The organism is Nostoc sp. S13 (genome assembly GCF_029379315.1).
In the GTDB taxonomy this organism is placed as follows: domain Bacteria; phylum Cyanobacteriota; class Cyanobacteriia; order Cyanobacteriales; family Nostocaceae; genus Nostoc.
Genome location: NZ_JAQYWQ010000058.1, coordinates 11823 through 30722, shown reverse-complemented (window position 1 = coordinate 30722; position 18900 = coordinate 11823). Strand labels below are relative to the sequence as shown.

Annotated in this window: 21 protein-coding genes; 12 read left to right on the top strand and 9 right to left on the bottom strand. The window is 40.8% G+C overall.

Annotated elements, in window-relative coordinates; genetic code table 11:
- Positions 1-170: 170 nt before the first annotated feature.
- Positions 171-470, top strand: a complete 300-nt coding sequence (locus PUQ00_RS18355) for a ferredoxin (RefSeq protein WP_300419210.1) — start codon at positions 171-173, stop codon at positions 468-470.
- Between the two features lie 181 nt (positions 471-651).
- Here PUQ00_RS18355 and PUQ00_RS18350 read toward each other — a convergent pair whose 3' ends face one another.
- Positions 652-2241: a SpoIID/LytB domain-containing protein gene (locus PUQ00_RS18350; RefSeq protein ID WP_300419233.1), complete on the bottom strand. Its 1590-nt coding sequence runs from the start codon at positions 2239-2241 to the stop codon at positions 652-654.
- A 262-nt stretch (positions 2242-2503) separates the two neighbouring features.
- Between PUQ00_RS18350 and PUQ00_RS18345 the strand changes: the two genes are divergently transcribed.
- From PUQ00_RS18345 to PUQ00_RS18325, 5 genes are all read left to right on the top strand, one after another.
- Positions 2504-2767, top strand: coding sequence for a sulfiredoxin (locus PUQ00_RS18345; RefSeq protein WP_300419208.1), 264 nt, complete (start codon positions 2504-2506; stop codon positions 2765-2767).
- A gap of 3 nt (positions 2768-2770) precedes the next feature.
- A complete protein-coding gene (locus PUQ00_RS18340) occupies positions 2771-2959 on the top strand; it encodes a hypothetical protein (RefSeq protein ID WP_300419206.1) in 189 nt (62 codons plus the stop codon).
- Entirely contained in the window at positions 2944-3435 is a 492-nt protein-coding gene (locus PUQ00_RS18335) for a Dps family protein (protein WP_300419203.1), read from the top strand. Before PUQ00_RS18340 ends, PUQ00_RS18335 begins: the two co-directional genes overlap by 16 nt.
- 109 nt (positions 3436-3544) lie before the next feature.
- A complete protein-coding gene (grpE, locus tag PUQ00_RS18330; protein ID WP_300419231.1) occupies positions 3545-4189 on the top strand; it encodes a nucleotide exchange factor GrpE in 645 nt (214 codons plus the stop codon).
- 135 nt (positions 4190-4324) lie between these two features.
- Positions 4325-4579, top strand: a complete 255-nt coding sequence (locus tag PUQ00_RS18325) for a hypothetical protein (RefSeq protein ID WP_300419202.1) — start codon at positions 4325-4327, stop codon at positions 4577-4579.
- A gap of 61 nt (positions 4580-4640) precedes the next feature.
- Here PUQ00_RS18325 and modB read toward each other — a convergent pair whose 3' ends face one another.
- Positions 4641-6452 (bottom strand): molybdate ABC transporter permease subunit, encoded by a 1812-nt coding sequence (gene modB / locus PUQ00_RS18320; protein ID WP_300419200.1) that lies wholly within the window; start codon positions 6450-6452, stop codon positions 4641-4643.
- Positions 6453-6605: 153 nt separating this feature from the next.
- Here modB and PUQ00_RS18315 point away from each other — a divergent pair, with 153 nt between their 5' ends.
- Entirely contained in the window at positions 6606-7100 is a 495-nt protein-coding gene (locus PUQ00_RS18315) for a CPBP family glutamic-type intramembrane protease (protein WP_300419198.1), read from the top strand.
- Positions 7101-7130: 30 nt separating this feature from the next.
- Here PUQ00_RS18315 and PUQ00_RS18310 read toward each other — a convergent pair whose 3' ends face one another.
- From PUQ00_RS18310 to PUQ00_RS18300, 3 genes are all read right to left on the bottom strand, one after another.
- Complete coding sequence (locus PUQ00_RS18310) at positions 7131-7433, bottom strand: hypothetical protein (protein WP_300419197.1); 303 nt, start codon at positions 7431-7433, stop codon at positions 7131-7133.
- An 81-nt stretch (positions 7434-7514) separates the two neighbouring features.
- A complete protein-coding gene (locus PUQ00_RS18305; RefSeq protein WP_300419195.1) occupies positions 7515-8183 on the bottom strand; it encodes a hypothetical protein in 669 nt (222 codons plus the stop codon).
- A 322-nt stretch (positions 8184-8505) separates the two neighbouring features.
- Positions 8506-9408, bottom strand: coding sequence for a class I SAM-dependent methyltransferase (locus PUQ00_RS18300; RefSeq protein WP_300419193.1), 903 nt, complete (start codon positions 9406-9408; stop codon positions 8506-8508).
- A gap of 277 nt (positions 9409-9685) precedes the next feature.
- Here PUQ00_RS18300 and PUQ00_RS18295 point away from each other — a divergent pair, with 277 nt between their 5' ends.
- Both PUQ00_RS18295 and PUQ00_RS18290 read left to right on the top strand, forming a co-directional pair.
- Entirely contained in the window at positions 9686-11197 is a 1512-nt protein-coding gene (locus tag PUQ00_RS18295; protein ID WP_334739896.1) for an FAD-dependent oxidoreductase, read from the top strand.
- A gap of 145 nt (positions 11198-11342) precedes the next feature.
- Complete coding sequence (locus PUQ00_RS18290) at positions 11343-11705, top strand: DUF6464 family protein (protein ID WP_300419192.1); 363 nt, start codon at positions 11343-11345, stop codon at positions 11703-11705.
- A 120-nt stretch (positions 11706-11825) separates the two neighbouring features.
- Here the strand turns inward: PUQ00_RS18290 and fmt are convergent, their stop codons facing one another.
- Positions 11826-12830 carry a methionyl-tRNA formyltransferase gene (gene fmt / locus PUQ00_RS18285; protein WP_300419190.1) on the bottom strand — a complete coding sequence of 335 codons (1005 nt, stop codon included), beginning with the start codon at positions 12828-12830 and terminating at the stop codon, positions 11826-11828.
- A gap of 979 nt (positions 12831-13809) precedes the next feature.
- Between fmt and PUQ00_RS18280 the strand changes: the two genes are divergently transcribed.
- From PUQ00_RS18280 to PUQ00_RS18270, 3 genes are all read left to right on the top strand, one after another.
- Positions 13810-15114 carry a hypothetical protein gene (locus PUQ00_RS18280; protein ID WP_300419188.1) on the top strand — a complete coding sequence of 435 codons (1305 nt, stop codon included), beginning with the start codon at positions 13810-13812 and terminating at the stop codon, positions 15112-15114.
- Positions 15115-15502: 388 nt separating this feature from the next.
- Positions 15503-15862 (top strand): type II toxin-antitoxin system Phd/YefM family antitoxin, encoded by a 360-nt coding sequence (locus PUQ00_RS18275; RefSeq protein ID WP_300419186.1) that lies wholly within the window; start codon positions 15503-15505, stop codon positions 15860-15862.
- A gap of 25 nt (positions 15863-15887) precedes the next feature.
- Complete coding sequence (locus PUQ00_RS18270) at positions 15888-16094, top strand: Txe/YoeB family addiction module toxin (protein WP_334739900.1); 207 nt, start codon at positions 15888-15890, stop codon at positions 16092-16094.
- Between the two features lie 308 nt (positions 16095-16402).
- On the opposite strand, the gene minE is transcribed toward PUQ00_RS18270, so the two are convergent.
- The 3 genes from minE to minC all read right to left on the bottom strand — a co-directional run bounded on the left by minE (position 16403) and on the right by minC (position 18864).
- Positions 16403-16693 (bottom strand): cell division topological specificity factor MinE, encoded by a 291-nt coding sequence (minE, locus tag PUQ00_RS18265; protein ID WP_292771853.1) that lies wholly within the window; start codon positions 16691-16693, stop codon positions 16403-16405.
- 35 nt (positions 16694-16728) lie between these two features.
- Positions 16729-17535 (bottom strand): septum site-determining protein MinD, encoded by an 807-nt coding sequence (minD, locus tag PUQ00_RS18260; RefSeq protein ID WP_300419182.1) that lies wholly within the window; start codon positions 17533-17535, stop codon positions 16729-16731.
- A gap of 294 nt (positions 17536-17829) precedes the next feature.
- Complete coding sequence (gene minC, locus PUQ00_RS18255; protein WP_300419180.1) at positions 17830-18864, bottom strand: septum site-determining protein MinC; 1035 nt, start codon at positions 18862-18864, stop codon at positions 17830-17832.
- Between the last annotated feature and the right edge of the window lie 36 nt (positions 18865-18900).

Below are 18900 nucleotides of genomic sequence, written 5' to 3'. Positions count from 1 at the left end.
AGTAACTAAATTTCATTACTAATCGGGTTCAATTTCCAGTTACATCGTTTAATTTTTCTCGTAGTATCAGAATTGAAGCAAATTTGAACCAGCGGCTAATCCCACAGAACAGCCGTTACCTTTGCCTTAAGATAACTTATACTGCCGTTTGCAAAAGAGAGGATTACTCAATGGCAAGTTTTAAAGTCACACTAATCAACGAGGCCGAAGGGCTGAACCAAACACTTGACGTTGATGACGATACCTATATTCTAGACGCTGCTGAAGAAGCTGGTCTTGACCTGCCTTACTCTTGCCGCGCTGGTGCTTGCTCGACCTGTGCAGGTAAACTCGTAAAGGGTACGGTTGATCAGGGTGATCAATCATTCTTAGATGACGATCAAATAGAAGCTGGATATGTACTGACCTGTGTCGCTTACCCAACCTCTGACGTCACAATCGAAACTCACAAAGAAGAAGAACTCTACTAAGAGTTGGGCATTTCAACAATAAACCTCTTGCAAGAGTTAATCATGTTGACAAAATAGAAGCAGGGCATTTGGGGTTAACAGCCTTATAATGTCGTGTGTACCTCTTAAAGCGACTTTGACAAAAAGCCTAATTTTCGTGTTGAGCAGGAACACAAAATTTACAGTGTTCCTGCTTGATTTTTTAAAGTTTAGTTTCTTTGCTGAGAATTTGAATCTGAGTACCAGGATAGTAGAATTGGAGAATTTTTGGACTTGACCAACCTAATTTAGCTAAATTTTGAGCACCAGTTTGACTCAAGCCGACTCCATGCCCTAATCCACCACCAATAAAAGCGTATCCCCACAGTTCGGCTTTGCCTTTGTTTAGGGGTTCTATGTAAAATAGCGTACTCTTAGGAGCAGCAAAGGCACTGCGAACTTCGTCTTTGTGGAGAACAAACGTGCTGTGATCAGTTTTAACCGCAAGTTCAAGGATGCGTCCACTCTGGCTTCGCTTCACTACTGACATAGCCTGAATTGTCTTAAATTTGGCATCAGGACTGTTTTTCACCTGCAAAAATTTCTGCAAGTCCTTGATAATATCCTTTAAAGGGGTTTCCTTGTGCCAACGAAACATATCCCACTTGCTTTCATTAAATCCTTGTTGGGTATTAATAAATTTTTGGAAGTTCTTTTCATCTGCTAAACTCTGCTTAGACAAGTTCCAAAAATTAGTCGCAGCATCCAGCACAGGGCGCAGATAGGGACGATCAGCGCCATTCCAGACATCGCTAAAGGAGGCTGTAACGCCACCAGTGGTGGAAGAATACAGTGCATCTACTAGTTCATTTTTATATGTTAGTACCTTACCCCTGGTTGAGGCGATGGCTCGATCTGTTTTGGCAGCCGCTCCATTCACGCCATAATAAACTTGGCAGTGAGTATCAGCACACAACTGATAGTTATCTGCGGCAAACCTGCGTAAATTTCTCAAAGCATAAGTCCGGGCGAGAATTGCTTGAGCTTCCAGCGCCGCTATTGGTGCATCCGTGCCTATTTCGTATGGCAAAACCCCACGCAAATAAGTTTCTAAAGTTACTTGGTTAACTAGAGTGTATGTGCCATATGCATTTGGCTGCAAATTCAGTCGCCCAGCATAAAGATGAGCATTTTCTGGCTTTTCGCTTTTATTCACCCGAATCAAATTTTTATCAGTGCTAATTTCTAAATCATTCGGGCTGTAGCGTTTACCATCCACCATCCAACTCACTCGCGGCACTTGTTTCAAAATTTTAGTATCAAGATATACTTTTTCTTTGGTAGAAGCTTGGATGTTGTGCAATAGCAAGCGTCGCAGTAAAAGAGTGCTGTAAACATCTCGTTTTGCCCAAACCTGCCAGCGTTCTGGCTGGGCTATTTCCACTTCTATTCCCTGAGAACGCCATTTATTAGCACTGTCTTCGGCAGTTTCAAAGGTGCGATATGTCCCTAAAACTACTACTTCTTCGACTGCTGACTGGGGTAAAGCTTGCATGAGAGTTTCTAGCTTTACACCGTTCTTGGTAAACAGGATTTGCTGCTTATTGCCCACTTGAAATTTTAGCTTTAAGCGATCGCCTTTTGTGGGTTCTAGTTGCAGCCTGGCTGTGGGTTTATCGCCAAATCGCTGCACAATCCCAATTTTCAGTTCTATATCCTGGATGTTGCTCTCAGGCCCTGATGCAGCAGTTAGTCCCAATAGACAAAATGTTGTCAACAGAGTGTGGGAAAAACGCCAAAACGAAAATTTCATGCCTACCTGATAGCGTAACCCTACTTTTAAGCAAGCTACGCCCAGCGTCTGGTAGAGAAGCGCGAAGGAGTCATCGAGCATCTTGTGCCCCTTAATGCGGCGTTGGAGCTGATTTTCCAATTCCTTTGTAGTGCGGTTTTTTTGTCGCATGAGTGCTCCAATGATACCATTACCAGTTTTGCTCAAACTACTTGCAAAACGAAGTCATAATGACTATGATTTATTTAGAGACAGAAAACAGAACTAGTTGGATAAATTCCTTATGGTTAGAGTCCAAGAAATTCCATTAAATCAGATAAAAAGGCCATTGCCGCGTACAAACGATCCAAATAAAGTGCAAGCCTTAATGGAATCGATTGCGGAGATTGGGCAGCAAGAACCGATTGATGTCCTAGAAGTAGATGGACAATATTATGGCTTTTCTGGTTGTCATCGGTATGAAGCTTGCCAACGTTTAGGCAAAGAAACCATTTTAGCCAGAGTCCGTAAAGCACCCCGCAGCGTTTTGAAGATGCACTTGGCATAGAGAGTGGGGAGTGGGGAGTGGGGGGATGAGGGGGATAAGCCATGCCCAAATGCCCAATGCCCAATGCCCAATGCCCAATGCCCAATGCCCAATCCCCAATGCCCAATTCCCAATCCCCAATGCCCAATGCCCAATTCCCAATCCCCAATTACATATAACCTAATTAGGAGAAAATTATGTCATCAAAAGTAACAGTCAAAAATGTAAATATCGGCATTGACGAGGCGAGTAGGGCTAAAATTGCTGAGGGTTTATCTCGCCTGTTGGCTGACACTTATACACTGTATCTGAAAACTCATAACTTCCATTGGAATGTCACCGGGCCGATGTTCCAAACGTTACATCTAATGTTTGAGACACAGTATACAGAATTAGCTTTAGCAGTTGATTTAATAGCCGAAAGAATCAGAGCGCTTGGCTATCCCGCACCCGGAACCTACAGCGAATATGCCAAAATAAGTTCGATTCCAGAAACTCCTGGAGTTCCGAAAGCTGTGGAGATGATCCGTTTACTAGTGGAAGGACAAGAAGCCGTAGTTAGAACTGCACGGTCTATTTTCCCCGTGGTAGAGGAAGTGAACGACGAACCTAGCGCCGATTTATTGACTCAGCGAATGCAAGTACACGAAAAGACAGCTTGGATGTTGAGAAGTTTAGTGGAAGAATAGGAAATAGGGAATAGGGCATAGGGGATAGAAAAAAACTTAATCGCCAATGCCCAATGCCCAATGCCCCATGCCCCATGCCCAATGCCCAATGCCCAATGCCCCATGCCCAATGCCCAATGCCCAAAAGTTGCGAGATTTAATGCAACAGGTGGGTATTTCTAGTTTTAAAGCGCTGAGTCGCGCTGCTGGTGTCTCAGCGCGTCAAATTTTGCGGTTACGCCAAGGAAAGCTAGAGCAGATGCGGGTAGATGTGCTGCTCAAGTTGTCGCCAGTGCTACAGATGACATTGAATGAATTAATCGCAACTTTTTCAACCGTAGAGTTGTTACAAGACAAAGCAGCGCCTACTCAGGAATTATTAGAAGAGATTGCAGATTTAAGAAAAGAGTACCAGCGATCGCAGCTGCAACTAGAACAACAGCGAGAGATATTACTACAAGAACTCCAGCAGTCGAGTTTGCAACTGCTGGAGTCTTTATTATTGCAATGGCCAACAGCAGCCCAGAAAGCGCAGGAAAATCCACAGCTAGCAGCAGTCAAAATAGTGCCGTTGGTGCAGAAACCCCTGGAAAAGCTTTTACAGGCGTGGGGAGTGAAAGCGATCGCACCCGTGGGAGCAGAATTACCTTATGATCCCCAGATGCACGAATTGATGGAGGGAACTTCACAACCTGGTGAAATAGTTAAGGTGCGCTACACTGGCTACCTTCAAGGTGAGAAGCTGCTTTATAGAGCGAAAGTGAGTCCTGTTTGAGGAGTTAGGACGCAAATTTTCGCCTTACTCTCAGCTATATTCCAAGGGTTGATGGTTTCATGCTGACTACTTCTGAAGAGAGTTTTTCCGTTAGGGCTGAAGGCGATCGTCAATGCTAAAAAACAATTTAGGCTCGTGCCTTTAGCTTTAAAAAATGAAGTCAAGAAAGCACTAGCAACAATAGCTATCTCACTAATTTCAATGGGTGGTGCAATTAGTGAGGAAAAATTGCCCATTTTATCTAAAAATTACACAAGTCCCACCAAGTTGAATTTGACCAATCAAATTCCTAAGACTAATTATTTAACTACAGGAAGTTTAGGAATTAATTTAATATTGGCGAAGGCTGAAGGAGAATTAGAATTGACAGATATGAAGTTTGCACTTTAGCAAAAATAAAATGTGGTTCTAGCGCTCCTTTGATCAAAATTCCTTACGTATATCTCTGCGTTCATGCCATCAAAATCAAGCGCAGAGGATCTAAATGCACATACCAAGGAAAAGGTTGGTCTTTCATAGTCGCCCATTTTTCTTTGAAGACTTCAGCTTGCAGATGGTAATCTTGAGAATTCTTGGCAGCTGAATGTAATTTGAGAAACAACGTCATTCGATGAGGCGTTTCACTTGTGCTTACTACCCAGCAGGGAAAGGTATTTTGCTGTGATGAGTCGTTGGTAAAAATGAACTGATGGGCACGAATGCCGACGTGGGATAATTCGCTCTTGATTGGTTCAATTACTTGAAGAGTACAACCCCAATCAGTTGCCTCCACCTGTTGCGATGACTGGAGAACAGCACGGGAGAAGTTTTTGCATCCCGTAAGTTGGGCAACACTCACAGTAGTAGGATGCTCGAAAATATCATGTTTGTTGCCATAATGAACGGCTCTACCATGCTCCAATACCAACAGATTCGGGCAAATCCGATAAGCTTCTTCCATATTATGGGTAACAAATAAAGTCACACCTTGGTAGATAGCAAGAGTTTCTGTCATTTGCTGCTCTAATTGACTACGCAGATGGGTATCGAGTGCTGAAAACGGCTCATCTAAAAGCAATGCTTCCGGTTGACTTGCCAATGCTCTTGCCAAGGCTACTCGTTGTTGTTGACCCCCAGAAAGTTGGTGCGGATAACGATCGCCTAATCCCTGCAACTGCATCGCTATTAGTTGCTCTTCTACCTGCACTCTAATACTGCCAGCAGATAGTTTTTTGGGCAAGCCAAAAGCGATATTTTGCGCCACACTCATGTGCGGAAATAGGGCGTAATTCTGCACTAAAAAACCGATGCGGCGATCGCGGCTGGGTAAATTAATTCCTTGTTCGGAGTCAAACAGTACTCTGCCATTTAAAACTATCCGCCCGCTTGTGGGCGTTTCTATCCCCGCAAGGCAGCGCAAAATCATGCTCTTACCTGCTCCAGAACCCCCTAACAATCCCAAAGGTTGCTTATCAGTAGTGAAAGCAACTTTTAAATGAAAGCTAGGAAGTATTTTTTCAATATTGACTAACAATCCACCAGATTCACAGCTAGAGTGCGGAGTATAAAGAATTTCTCCCCCCGCTCCCTGCTCCCTGCTCCCTGCTCCCCCTCCTCCCCTCTTCTTTTCCCGCAATTCTTGCCAGAAGTTGACTGCAATAATTCCAGATAGAGAAATCACCATAATTGCGATCGCCCAAAACCACGCCTCGTTCATTGCTCCCCCTTCCACAGCAAAATAAATCGCCATTGGGATTGTCTGCGTTTGTCCGGGAATGTTACCAGCCAGCATCAACGTCGCGCCGAATTCTCCCAAAGCACGGGCAAAAGCGAGCATTGTGGCGGCGACAATACCAGGTACTGCTAGAGGCAAACTGATGCGCCAAAAGATTGTAGATTCGGTTGCGCCAAGGGTTCTAGCTACTCGCAGCAGATTACCATCTATTTGTTCAAAGGCTCCCAATGCAGTTTTATACATCAATGGGAAAGAAACTACGGTAGCTGCGATCGCAGCACCATACCAAGTAAAGACGATGCTGAAGTCAAAAGACTGCATGAGTTTCCCTACAGGGCCATTTTTCCCAAAAAATAGCAGCAACAAGAAGCCGACAACCGTGGGTGGTAAAATCAGTGGCGCAATAAAGATACCCTCAATCAGCGATTTACCTTTGCCACCATATCCCAACATCCAGTAGGCAGCAGCAATACCCAAGAAGAAGGTGATAAATGTCGCAAGTAATGAAGTTTTGAGTGATATCCAAAGAGGCGATAAATCCAATGGCATAGTTGCGTAGGGAAGAATAACTGAACTAATCCCTAATTTACCAACTTTAATCTATATATGTTGGTAAAAGTTGGTAAATTACATAACAAAGTGTAAAAAATTACTTTAAAATTTCAAATGAATATATTTATACAACGCATACAACAGGGTATTTTGACAATTCCATCTCCTAAAGCTTGGCTATACTCGGCAATATTATTGTTATTATTTGCAGTAATTTCATTACCTATAGGCTTCTATTTCAAATTTTTAAAGCTTGAATTGTTTCACAAATCATTATTTGCAGCGTCTAAAGTTATTATGTTTTCTATTTTTACCCCTGCAATAACAGAGGAATTATTTTTTCGTGTTTTACTACTTCCTCATTTGACAGAAAAGGCTTCAATCAGTGACCAGTGGTTGTGGGGATGCTTCAGTTTAGTAATTTTTATTATTTATCATCCTATTGAAGGCATTACAGTATTTCCAGCAGGGTTTTCTACATTCATTAATCCAGTTTTTCTGTTTTTAGCAGCACTCTTAGGAAGTTTATGCACAATTATATATTTTCAAACAGGTTCTTTCTGGACATCAGTGATTTTTCATTGGATAGTTGTAATAGTTTGGTTACTTTTATTGGGGGGATATAGAAAACTAAATATTCAATAAATATATGGAAAATTTATAGTGATAATCAACCTATTTAGGAGAGTGTTGATTAATTGTATGAATAGCTTTTGTAAAGCCATCAAAATGTTTAACGATAAAAGGAATAATTAAAACAAAATTGTTAATAGCAAATAATTTTCCGGTTTTCAGAGCTATTGGCCAAGTAGGCATCTTCTCATATGCCTGATACCTTTCGTTTAAATCAGATATTTTAGATTTTATTAAATTATATTCTTGCTCGTTCTTTGTATTTAAAAGCTGCTCTTTCATAATTAGAATATCTTTGCTTATTACGTCTATATTTTTTAATAACTCAGTTTTGAATTCACCCATAGCTGTATTAAAACTTCGCATCGGTAAAATGAAAACAAGAATTTCAAAGATGATCGCTAATATTAAAAGTAATATTGCTTTTTATTTCCACACTAAAGCACTTTGAGGTATATAACCATTCTTTGACCATAAAGTTAATAATAGTGACCAAGTACCTATAAAAAAAGCAGGGACTGATGCTATGATAGCTTGAAAAAAATAAAAATCACCTATCGGTTTTAGTCCAGCAGCACCATCAATATGATCTGGCTTTAAACTAAGAAGAATATTTTCCTTTTTAAGAAGATATCCTAAAGTACCATAGGCTACCATAATACCAAAAGTACGACCTGCTAAATATGCGAGAAAAGTTTCAAAAATAATTAAAAATATGTTCCAAGCTTTCAGTTCTAATCCTACCATCCAGCCTAAAAATACTCCAATCCCTAGTAAAATTCCCCAGAATCTAGCAAAATTACTTGCTTTTTTTTCTAATTGGATTTTTAGATGTTCCTCAGAATTAATAATTCCTCTATAGAAAAGTCTTTTAATAGTAATATCCATTTTCTTGGGAATATCTAATGATAACTTAAATGTAATTCCAAATACTACTACAGCCGTGAAAAACAAGAAATCCCATTGCTTGTAATCTTTAGGGTATTTATACAAATTAAATAAAAAATAAAATATACATATAGTCATTAGTAAAAAGTCTAAATATATATGATTATTTAAAAAAAACTTTAATCGATTACTTATGAAAATTTTCATTATAATAAATTTCCTTTGTTGTGCTTTACCTCGTAAAGAACATAAAACCTGAGCGGCATTAACTCTAGCTTGAGAATCTACTGATTCAAAGTTGTCGAGACTTTAGATTTAAAGTGCTTGGTTCAATCGTTGTAGACGAGTAGGTTTTAGTTGACTTGGAACAAACGATAAATTTTAAATGCCTGATTAATCAACCAAAAGCTTCGCCATTGCGGAGTTGTTTAAACCAGGAACTTTAACTAACTTGAAAAAGTTCTGTAGTAGAGGCACAGGCTTGCTGTGCCCGTACCCCGCGAGTCTATTTACCTGAAAATAGCTATAATTATTCCAGTTGACTGCTGTAGGCACTAAAACCATAAGCCAAAGTTTCTTTTAAACTACCTGATGGCTTGAGGCTTCTGTTAATAGCATTAGCAAAAGGTACTGGAATTCCTTTAATAGTTTCCGGCAAAATTGCATATTCTTGCGTTGGTTCGACAATGTATTCTGGACACTTTGTTTTCATCCCAGCAGCCGCTAACATTTCATCTATTTCAGCAGAAGAATATTGCTTGAGATAAACTGGATTTCTGACAAATGGGTTCAGCTTTCTGACAAAATTATGGATAATATGAGAAGGACAAGACTTGTTGTGAAAAGAATGATTAAAAACGAAAATACCACCAGGTTTTAGTAGGCGAACTATGTCAGCTAACAAATTTCTTAATTGGGCATCTGGGATATGCATAAACACGCAGTTAGAAATGACCAAATCTATAGAATTATCTTCTAAAGGCAATATTTCCGCAGAATTGCAAATCAAGTTAAATTCAGCTTCAGGGAAAAAATTATATTCTTGTTTAACCTTGATTAATCGCCGCAATAAAGGTTCAGAAATATCAATACCATAATATTTTTCACATTTCAGATTTTTAGCTTTAGAGAGATGTAAAGGTGCACGACCATAACCAGAACCAATTTCTAAAATAGAACCAACAGATTTATTCAACGGAAATTTATTCCAAGTACCTCCAGGCGTACCAGTTAGCAGAGTGTAATCTTGTTTCATCGGCGACGTATCTGCAACTTTTTCAATTATTTGGGAACCATAATATGTTTTCCCAATTGCGTCCCACTTTTTTTTATGTTGAGTATTATTCAACTGTTCATAGTCGCTAGGAAAATAAATGCCATCTCGTAATTCAAAGTCATTTAGACCGAATTTTGCATTTGCTAATTGATTCATTATGATTATTCCTCATGAATAGTTAAGTCTGTTTTCTGTTATACTCTTAACTCAGCATTAACCGCAAGTGATATTTACTGAACTCTTTCACTTAATCTTTCGTCAGAGCTAGGGGAATTCCATTAGCCCTTTTAATGTTAAGTTAACACGCATGACAGCTGTGCTACCAAAGCGCCTATTGCATCCAAAGTAAAACCGCTATAATAACAACCCGTCGCCTGATCAGAACACAAGTTCGTATACATTAGTTGATGGACTGCAACAATTGGAGGCTGTGATGATAGAAGGGTTACAACAAAAACGGGTGGTAGTTGTAGGTGCTGGTTGGGCTGGTTTAGGAGCAACCTACCATTTGGCAAAACAAGGCTATGATGTGACACTTCTAGAAGCAGGCCCCTATCCTGGTGGATTGGTGGCAGGTTGGCAAACAGCCGCCGGAAAATCTGTTGAAGCTGGTATTCATGGCTTCTGGTATCCTTACAAAAATATTTTTTCCCTAATCAATGAATTAGAAATTAATCCTTTTACTACTTGGACTCGTTCTTGGCAATATTCGCCAGCAGGTTTGGAAGTTGAATCACCGATTTTTCAAGAATTACCGCGACTCCCCTCTCCACTAGGAACTTTTCTCTATACTCAGTTTAAACGACTGCCACTAATTGACCGCCTCAGCGCCCTGCCTTTACTTTATGCTGTTGTTGATTTTGACAATTCTGATGCAGCTTGGCGGCGTTATGACTTTGTAACTGCTCGTCAATTGTTCAAAGACTTTAACGTTTCTGCACGGCTTTACCGCGAGGCTTTTGAACCAATGTTATTAGTGGGCTTGTTTGCCCCTGGGGAACAATGTTCAGCCGCAGCAACTTTAGGAATGCTTTACTTTTTTATTCTGGCTCATCAACCAGATTTTGATGTAGTTTGGTGTCGGGGAACTGTTGGAGAAAAGATATTTCGTCCTTGGGTGGAACGGATCGAAAAAGCTGGTGTGCGAGTGTTGCCCAAACGACGGGTTACAGACTTAATTGTTGATAGTGATCATCGAGCCAAGGGTGTAGTTTGCGGTGAAGAAGTATTTGATGCAGATGCCGTGATTTTTGCGGTTGGGATCACGGGGATGAAAAAAATTGTCTCAACTAGCCCTAGTTTACAAAGTCGTGAAGAATTCCGTAATTTGAGCAATTTAGGAGCAATTGATGTTTTAGCAACACGACTATGGTTTGACCGCAAAATTGATATTCCTCGTCCTTCCAATGCTTGTTTTGGATTCGACGCAACTACAGGTTGGACATTTTTTGATTTGAATGCTCTACATGATGAATATCAAAATGAGCCGGGAACGGTAATTGAAGCCGATTTTTATCACGCGAATCAGTTTCTCAGTTTAAGTGATCAGGAGATTTTACCAATAGTCCAGGGTTATTTAGCAACTTGTGTGCCAGCGTTTCGAGAGGCAAAGGTAATTGATAGCAGTGTAATTCGGCTACATCAGGCGGTGACTCATTTTGCACCTGGTAGCTATCGTTATATGTTGCCCGCTAAGACAAGTTTTGAGAATGTGTTTATGAGTGGGGATTGGATTGTGAACCGTCATGGTTCCTGGTCACAGGAAAAGGCTTATGTTACCGGTTTGGAGGCGGCGAATTTGGTGGTGTGTTATTTGGGATCAGGTCAGCCATCTGAGATTTTAGCTGTAGAAGAAGATGAAGTGCATATACAAGTGGCGCGATCGCTCAACCAAACCTGGCGCGACTTGGGCAAATCTATCCTCCCTGACTTTTGGTTGCCGTAATCTATAGGGTACCAGAGCTGTCATCCCAACTGTATGTATAGTTCTCCCAAATCTAGTTAGTCATTAATTGTAATCTAAATTCGGTAAGCTAAAGAAAGCTATTGCTATACCATCCTTAATAACGTAAATCAAATTACATAAGCTTATGGAGCCAGACTCTTTACAAACCGAGGTGATTTTGACGCATCCGCGTGAGTCTCTCGGTAGAGTGCAACTTGATTGGACACCCCAACCCGGAAACTATCTCGATTTTCAAGGTAAAACCTATGCGGTTTTAGAGCGCCGCCACAGATACCAACTTAAAGCAGGACATTACCGTTTGCATAATATTGCTATTTACGTGCAGTCTGCAAAACGACCATCTGAGAAAAGTTTGGTAGCAGGACGTTGGGTAATCGGTGATGCCACCTGCTGCTACAATGCTCATTCAGAAATTATTCGCTGTGCAGTCAACCCAGATGGCCCTTGCAAATCTTGCCGCTTTTATGAAAAGTTAGAAGCCGTTTAATTTTGGATTTTAGATTTTAGATTTTAGATTTTTCCTTCAATCCAAAATCGGCAGTAATTTAATTTTGAATTTTTCCTTTAATCCAAAATCCAAAATCCAAAATCCAAAATTGACAACCCCTCAACTCCCCGCACCAAAAACTTCTCCCACAGTTAAGCGGGTACCATTAACAAAATCCCATCCCGACTGGGGACGTTTACCAGCTAGCTGAACCTCTCGCAACAGCAAAAAACCTTCCCCAGTTTGGACGATCGCCCCAATTCCTTTGGCAATGCTCACTACAACTCCCGGTCTGTTTGATATATTTGACAAATCAGGCCATTTATGTACTAATTCTTGTAATTCTGGTGGTAGATCGCGATCGCCTACAGAACCAAGGGGAGCAGAAGTGGTGATTTTCAGCAGGTTGTTACGAAAGGTAGCCGTGCAGTTAGGGTAAAAGCCTCTAATTTGATTGTGTAATTGGATAGCACTTTTTGACCAATCCAAAGCATAATCTTGTTTTTGAATCAGAGGTGCATAAGTAGCTGCTAAATTATCTTGGGGAATTGGTTGAATTTCTTTACGTTCCAACTTCAATAGAGTTTCTACCAATAAATCCCCACCGATCGCAGCTAGTCTGTCGGCTAAATCTTGGGCATTATCCAGTAATCCAATCGGTGTAGTGGCTATTTGTAGCATTGCCCCAGTATCCATCCCCACATCCATTAACATGGTCGTGATCCCCGTTTCCTTCTCACCGTTATATAAACACCACTGAATCGGCGCTGCACCCCGATATTTGGGTAAAATCGAGCCATGCACATTAATGCAGGCCAACTTTGGCATATTTAGAATTTTTGACGATAAAATCTGTCCATAAGCAACAACAACAAACACGTCTGCGTTTGATTGTTTGAGTTCGGTTAAAGTTTTAGTGTCTTTTTTCACCCGTTCGGGTTGCCATACTGGTAAGTTGTGAGCAGTAGCGATCGCTTTTACAGGTGAGGGCGTAAGTTTATTTCCGCGTTCCCGGCGTTTATCTGGTTGGGTGACAACTGCTAACACCTCAAATTCTGAATGATTCAATAACTTTTCCAACGTGGGCACAGCAAACTGTGGTGTACCAAAGAATACAATTTTCATTAATAAATCGTTGTTAGTCGTTAGTCATTAATTAATAGTAAGTGCGCCCCTGATAACTGACAACATCTAAGTTGCATATTGAAATAGAATTCACCAAGCCAGGATTTAGGAGACTACTATATTCTGGACGGCAATTGCAAAGCAAAGTTTTTTGTAAATAATATCGGCTATTTGGTGGTATAATCATTTCGTATTGGTGAAACCAAAGGCTGCTTGATTAACTTAATAGTTAAGTTCACAAGTGTAATAGGTAGTATTAACTGCATTTGCCTTTAGTGATCCTAATCGTTTAGTGGTGTCTCGTTACGAGCCGCTAGAGCATCTACCGAGTAAATTTTGTTGTGTTCCTGTTGATTTTGCCCAAATTGGCGTTAAATGCAGTCGGGTTTCTAAAAAACTATTGCGTCTTTTAGCTATTTTTTGTAGTTTAGATCGCAATTTCTAAATTGGAGTTGCTGACAGCAGTATTTTCTGAGTATGATGTATTATGCGTCGGCTTTTAGAGCTTATTCACATAACGCCTCACGTTTACCATTATTAGGGTTTAGGCTGTTATATCTAGTGTGTAATCTGACTTGTTTGCTGCGTACTAGCGATCGTTAGTACGCTCCCCAATAACTGAGTCATTTCACTCTTGGTTGCCAGCTTTATTAGCCCAAGCTATACCTTGAATATTGCTCGACTAATACCTGTTTTTGGTGTAGTTCGGTATAGCAACAGCAACATTATATATCGTGTAGTAATTACTGAGTGATCAGCATATCTACTATACTCACATATTTTGGCAAAAAAATATTCAGTACCTGAGTAATAAAAGGTGTAGACGATGATACTTAATTTTTGTAACTGTCTGCAAACTTTGAAGAAAATATTTCGTCAAAGTTTTTAGTTTCTTGTTATACATATAACTACTGGCTGCCCCATTGCTGCATAGGTATTGCTTCAGACATAGCAACCGCCCCTTCTAGAGAGTCTACAAATGCTTAAACCCTTTTTGCTGTCAGGATGGTTCCGCACGCAACCATTTTTCAATTACGTTGTCGCTGTGATACTTATCGCACCCTTGTTAGGAGCATCGGGTCACTCAATCCCAGTCAGATCCAAAGTAGCTAAAGTAACTTCTATAACTGGAGAGTCTGACTCTGTATCAAAGGAAATAGCTGTAGTTAGGGAACCTGAGATACCTAAAATATTAAAAACAGATCAAATCAACTCGTTAACAGAAGAATTTGACTCTGTGCCAACACAAAGTGCTGCTGTCCAGGAACCGCAAGTATTACCAACGGATAAAATTGAGTCTTTGGCTGAAACAGATAGTTCTGTGTCAGACAGCAATTTAACTGTTCCTGATCCTTTGGCAGCAGTTGAACTCGCACCATTAACAGATGTTCCTGTTAGTCAACTTAATTTAATCCGAAAACTTAAAGCTGCTAATGTCAAGTCTTTGAAAGGACAAGAAAACTCTGTTTCGAGAGAAAAGTCTTTTACTGAATCATTGACAGCAACTCAAAGAGAATCACAACCAACCACAACGACGGAAATACCTGTTGCTGAACCACGTAATGAACCCCAAGCAGAACAAATAGATCCCATAGGCAGTCCTCATCCTATTCCTTGGAAATGGATCACAGCGACTCAAGAAGCTATTAGTTCCAAGGGTGGTTCGGGAGTGCGTCACTACCGCAGCATACCCGTGGTTTCTCCAGATGGTAAATATGCTGTTTATAGCCGGGTGCAACTAGAAGTAAAACCCCAAATGTACAACAGCCGTGTCACCAGCGTTATGTTTGTCCAAGATATGCAAACCAAAAAGTTGTGGGTGATGGCTTCGACTACTGCTGTTAGCGATCCTTTATTAAAGGTAAAGGCTGTAAAGGAGATGTCGTCACAAGAAACTGATACCAACGGTCAAATTGGGGTACTAGTTCCAGTTAGCTGGTCGCAAAAAGGCGATCGCTTCTTAGCACGCAAGTTTCAAGGTATATTTAACACAGGTGATTCCACAGATAGTGCAGTGATTTGGGATCGGCAAAAAAATCATACCAACACAGTTGCTCCTACTCATGAGGAAGAACATGAAAAAATTGCCGTATTGTTAGGTTGGAGTAAAAGCCAACCGGATCATGTGCTATTTCGTGCGGGTGAATTGGGCGAAGAAAACTGGCCACTAATACAAGTTGCTAATGATGGCAAGACTGTTACTACAACAAATAATGATCAGCCGATTACCTTTGGTAAAAAGATTACAGAAATTTGGGCAGGCCCACAAGTAGCCTACCGATAGTTTATTAAAAATCTTACATTCTCCCGTTGTTGTCACTGGCAACAACGGGATTTTTTTTTGTCTTGCATAAAATAGGAATGATTCTTGTGGGGTGGGTATCTTGCCATCTAAAAAGTAAAACTACCGTCCCACAAAGGTTTCAACGTCAGGTTAAGCGTTGCCAAAAAATGGAGAAAGTCTAGCTTAGACTGTAGACGCTGTAATCCATAGCCTACAATACTTTTGACCCTAATTAGTCAGAATTGCTTGACCAGGTTTTTTGAAAATTTTACTTTATCAATTTCTGTTATGTTACGATAAAAGCATCAACCTGTACAGACTTGATGTACAGGTTAAGCGAGAATGTACTTAATTCAATTTACAAGTAAAAACGGAACTTTTGATACTTATGGTTTTGGCTAGCTATACTTACACACAAGCACGAGAAAAGCTGGCTGAACTGTGCCAGAAAGTTACTTCAGAACGCGATTTTGTAATCATTACACGTCGTAATGGTGAAAATGTAGCTTTAATACCTCTTGATGAACTTTCTAGTATCCTAGAAACTGCTCATCTTTTACGTTCTCCCCGTAACGCTGAACGTTTGCTAACAGCTTTAAATCGAGCTAAATCAGGAGTTGTGAAATCTCAAAGCTTGGATGAGCTTAGTAAGGAATTAGGATTTGACCAAAAAGAAGAACCTCAAAAACCAATCAAAAGAAGAAATTCCAGCAACTCCAAAGCAAAGAAAAACAGTATTTCAACCTGAATTTTTAGAAGACTTAAAATTTTGGGTGGAAAATGATCAACGAGTTACCCTTAAAGTTTTGGATCTTGTCAAAGAGACTTGCCGAGATCCTTTTGAGGGGAAAGGTAAGCCCGAACCTTTAAAATATTTAGATCCTAATACTTGGTCTCGCCGTTTAACACAAGAACATAGAATTGTATATCTTGTAAAAGATGATGAAATAAATTTTTTACAAGCTCGTTATCATTATTAACTATTAATTATCCCAAAATATTAAGTAGCATTATTTAGTTTTGCGTAGCTTGCCGCCGTAGGCATCGCCTAACACTTCCAACACTCTAAAAAGATCTACCTGCTGACAAGCTCCTCTCAAAATCCTAGCGACTGAGTTATAAGTAAGTATACAAAAATATTCATGTCATTGCCAAGAAAACTAAGTAATCTCAAACCCTTGTGATTACTTGGTTTCGGTACACTCACAATGTATATTTAATTTTGCATAAATACTCAGCTAATTAGAAGAGTGATAATGACTTGCGGAAACTGCTAGAAAATAAACACTTATTTATCACCCCTTTCCCACTCAGGTATGACACCTTTCACCCGGCGGATGGGCAAATTAGCAATTAAAGCTGTGGTTCGTTGGTTGCTTTCTAAGGAGAACTCCAAGCCCTCTGTCTCAATTTCGACATAGCGACAGACTACATCTAAGATTTCTTGCCGCATTTTTTCCAACGTTTGAGGATCTAAGTCAGCGCGATCGTGAGCAATCACCAATTGCAGGCGACGTTTCACTTGAGTTCGACTGCTATCAGGACCGCGAGAAAAAAGTCGTTCTAGAAGTTCAATCATTAGGAATAGGTCTGGGGCGGAGACTGGAAAATAAGTTAAACAATCTTTGTCCACAACAACCTTCGTAGACGGGCGAAGATGCTGTCTTGGGACGAGTCGATCTCCATAAATTCGACACTTTCCCCTTCTAATCTACGAGCAATGTTTTCAAAGGCTATGGCTGCTAAAGAGGGATTTTCCGCTAACACTAAGGGTTCGCCGCGATTGGTAGATACAATAACACGCTCGTCGTCAGGGATTACCCCGATTAGGGGAATGGCGAGAAGTTCCTGAACATCTTGCACTGACATCATATCATTTGCTTTCACCATTGCGGGTCTAATGCGGTTAATTATTAAATGAACACGCTTGATACCTTGTGCTTCTAGTAACCCCACTACCCGGTCAGCATCACGAACTGACGAAATTTCTGGCGTGCTGACAATTAGCGCTTCTTTTGCCGGGCCGATCGCATTTTTAAACCCATTTTCAATCCCGGCGGGGCTATCGATGATTACGTACTGATACTTTTGCGCTAGTGCATTCACCAATAGCTTCATCTGTTCAGGTGTGACTGCATCTTTGGAGCGATTTTGGGCTGCCGGCAGGAGTACGAGATTGGGTTGGCGCTTATCTTTCACCAAGGCTTGTTCTAAGCGGCACTCTCTGGCCAAGACTTCCACCGCAGTATAGACGATACGGTTTTCTAGCCCTAGCAGCAAATCCAAATTTCTCAGACCAAAATCCGCATCAACCAAGGCAACTTGACGCCCAATTTTGGCTAAAGCCATGCCCAGATTTGCTGAAACTGTGGTTTTACCCACTCCTCCTTTGCCGGAGGTAATCACAATAATGCGAGTCATGATAGAAATGCGGTCAATGAGGGTTCAGGAAATATAAAACAGTAAATTGCAGTATAAAGTATCAAGTATCGGATCAAGTATGAAGAAATATCTGATCTCCCTGGTTCGGGCGAGGTATGAATATTTTTTGATCGCGATGTCTGACGACAAGCCGAAGAAGCGTCTACGCTCGGTTGTGTGCAATACACTTCGCTAGGGGAAAGAGGTTAGGGATTAGAGTAGTGTATTGCATCCAAGTGAAAACTGCTATATTTCATCCTTTGTATCCTTGATGTTTTAAGTCAATATTCAGGGCTACTGATTGATCTTAGTAAATTGGTTTCTGGAAAAATCACTAGCCCTAGCGATGCGAATCCCTTGGGGCGTAATATGTGCCACTTCTGGAGAAAATTGCATCGGTAACTTTTCTGGTGCCCTAGCTACAGCATCTGCGATCCGCAATTGGGTTGGTTCCATTTGTAAGGCCATAATCAGACACTCACTATTGCCTCCAGCCCCAGCATGAGCAATTCCACGTAGACGGCCCCAGATGATAATATCTCCATCTGCAATTACAATACCACCTGGATTTAAATCTCCCAAGAGAATTACTGTCCCAGGATGACGAATTTCTACTCCAGAACGGACTGTCATTTCCAGATAGAGGGCATCTGCCTGGGGTATGGCTGTAGCTGTTGGCTCTGAAATAAGAGAACTTACGGGCTGGAGTTGTTCTACAGAATACCCGGATGTGACGGCTGCGATCGCAGTTTGACGACGACTTGTCGAGACAGATATTAGCCGGAGTTCGACTTCACTCAAAGCTTCCCCAAGTTCTTGCAGTTGTCTGGCATCTACTAAGCGGTCTTGTGCCATCAAATGCACAGGTGTATTAGATATACGGAAGCGCTCGCCTGCATTCAGACGCTGTTTTATTTGTTGCCAAATATCCGACCAACTGAGTTCTGAGGCAGATACTTGAGATTCTGGAGGCAAAATTAATAACAGTCGCCCTTCCTTACTTTTTAACTGGACTTGAGTATTCTCATTTACGCGATGCCCTGGTAATGCTGACTGATCGGGATTTAAATCAGTAAGGATAAAATCTGATGCCGCATCAGTATTTGACTCTACATCTGGGTCAGTAGGATTTGACTCTACAGGAGCAAGAACAGTATTTGATTTTAAATAAAGCAGGACAGAATTTAACTCCGCATCCGGGGGGATAGAATCTGACTCTACATCAGAAACCGTAGAATTTACCTCTAGCTCAGAAAGGATAGAGTTTGGGTCTGCATTAGGAAGTGCAGAATTTGACTTTAGATTGGGAATCGCAGAATCAGAAGTCATGCAGTACTAGCGAAAGGACAAGGGACACACCGAATA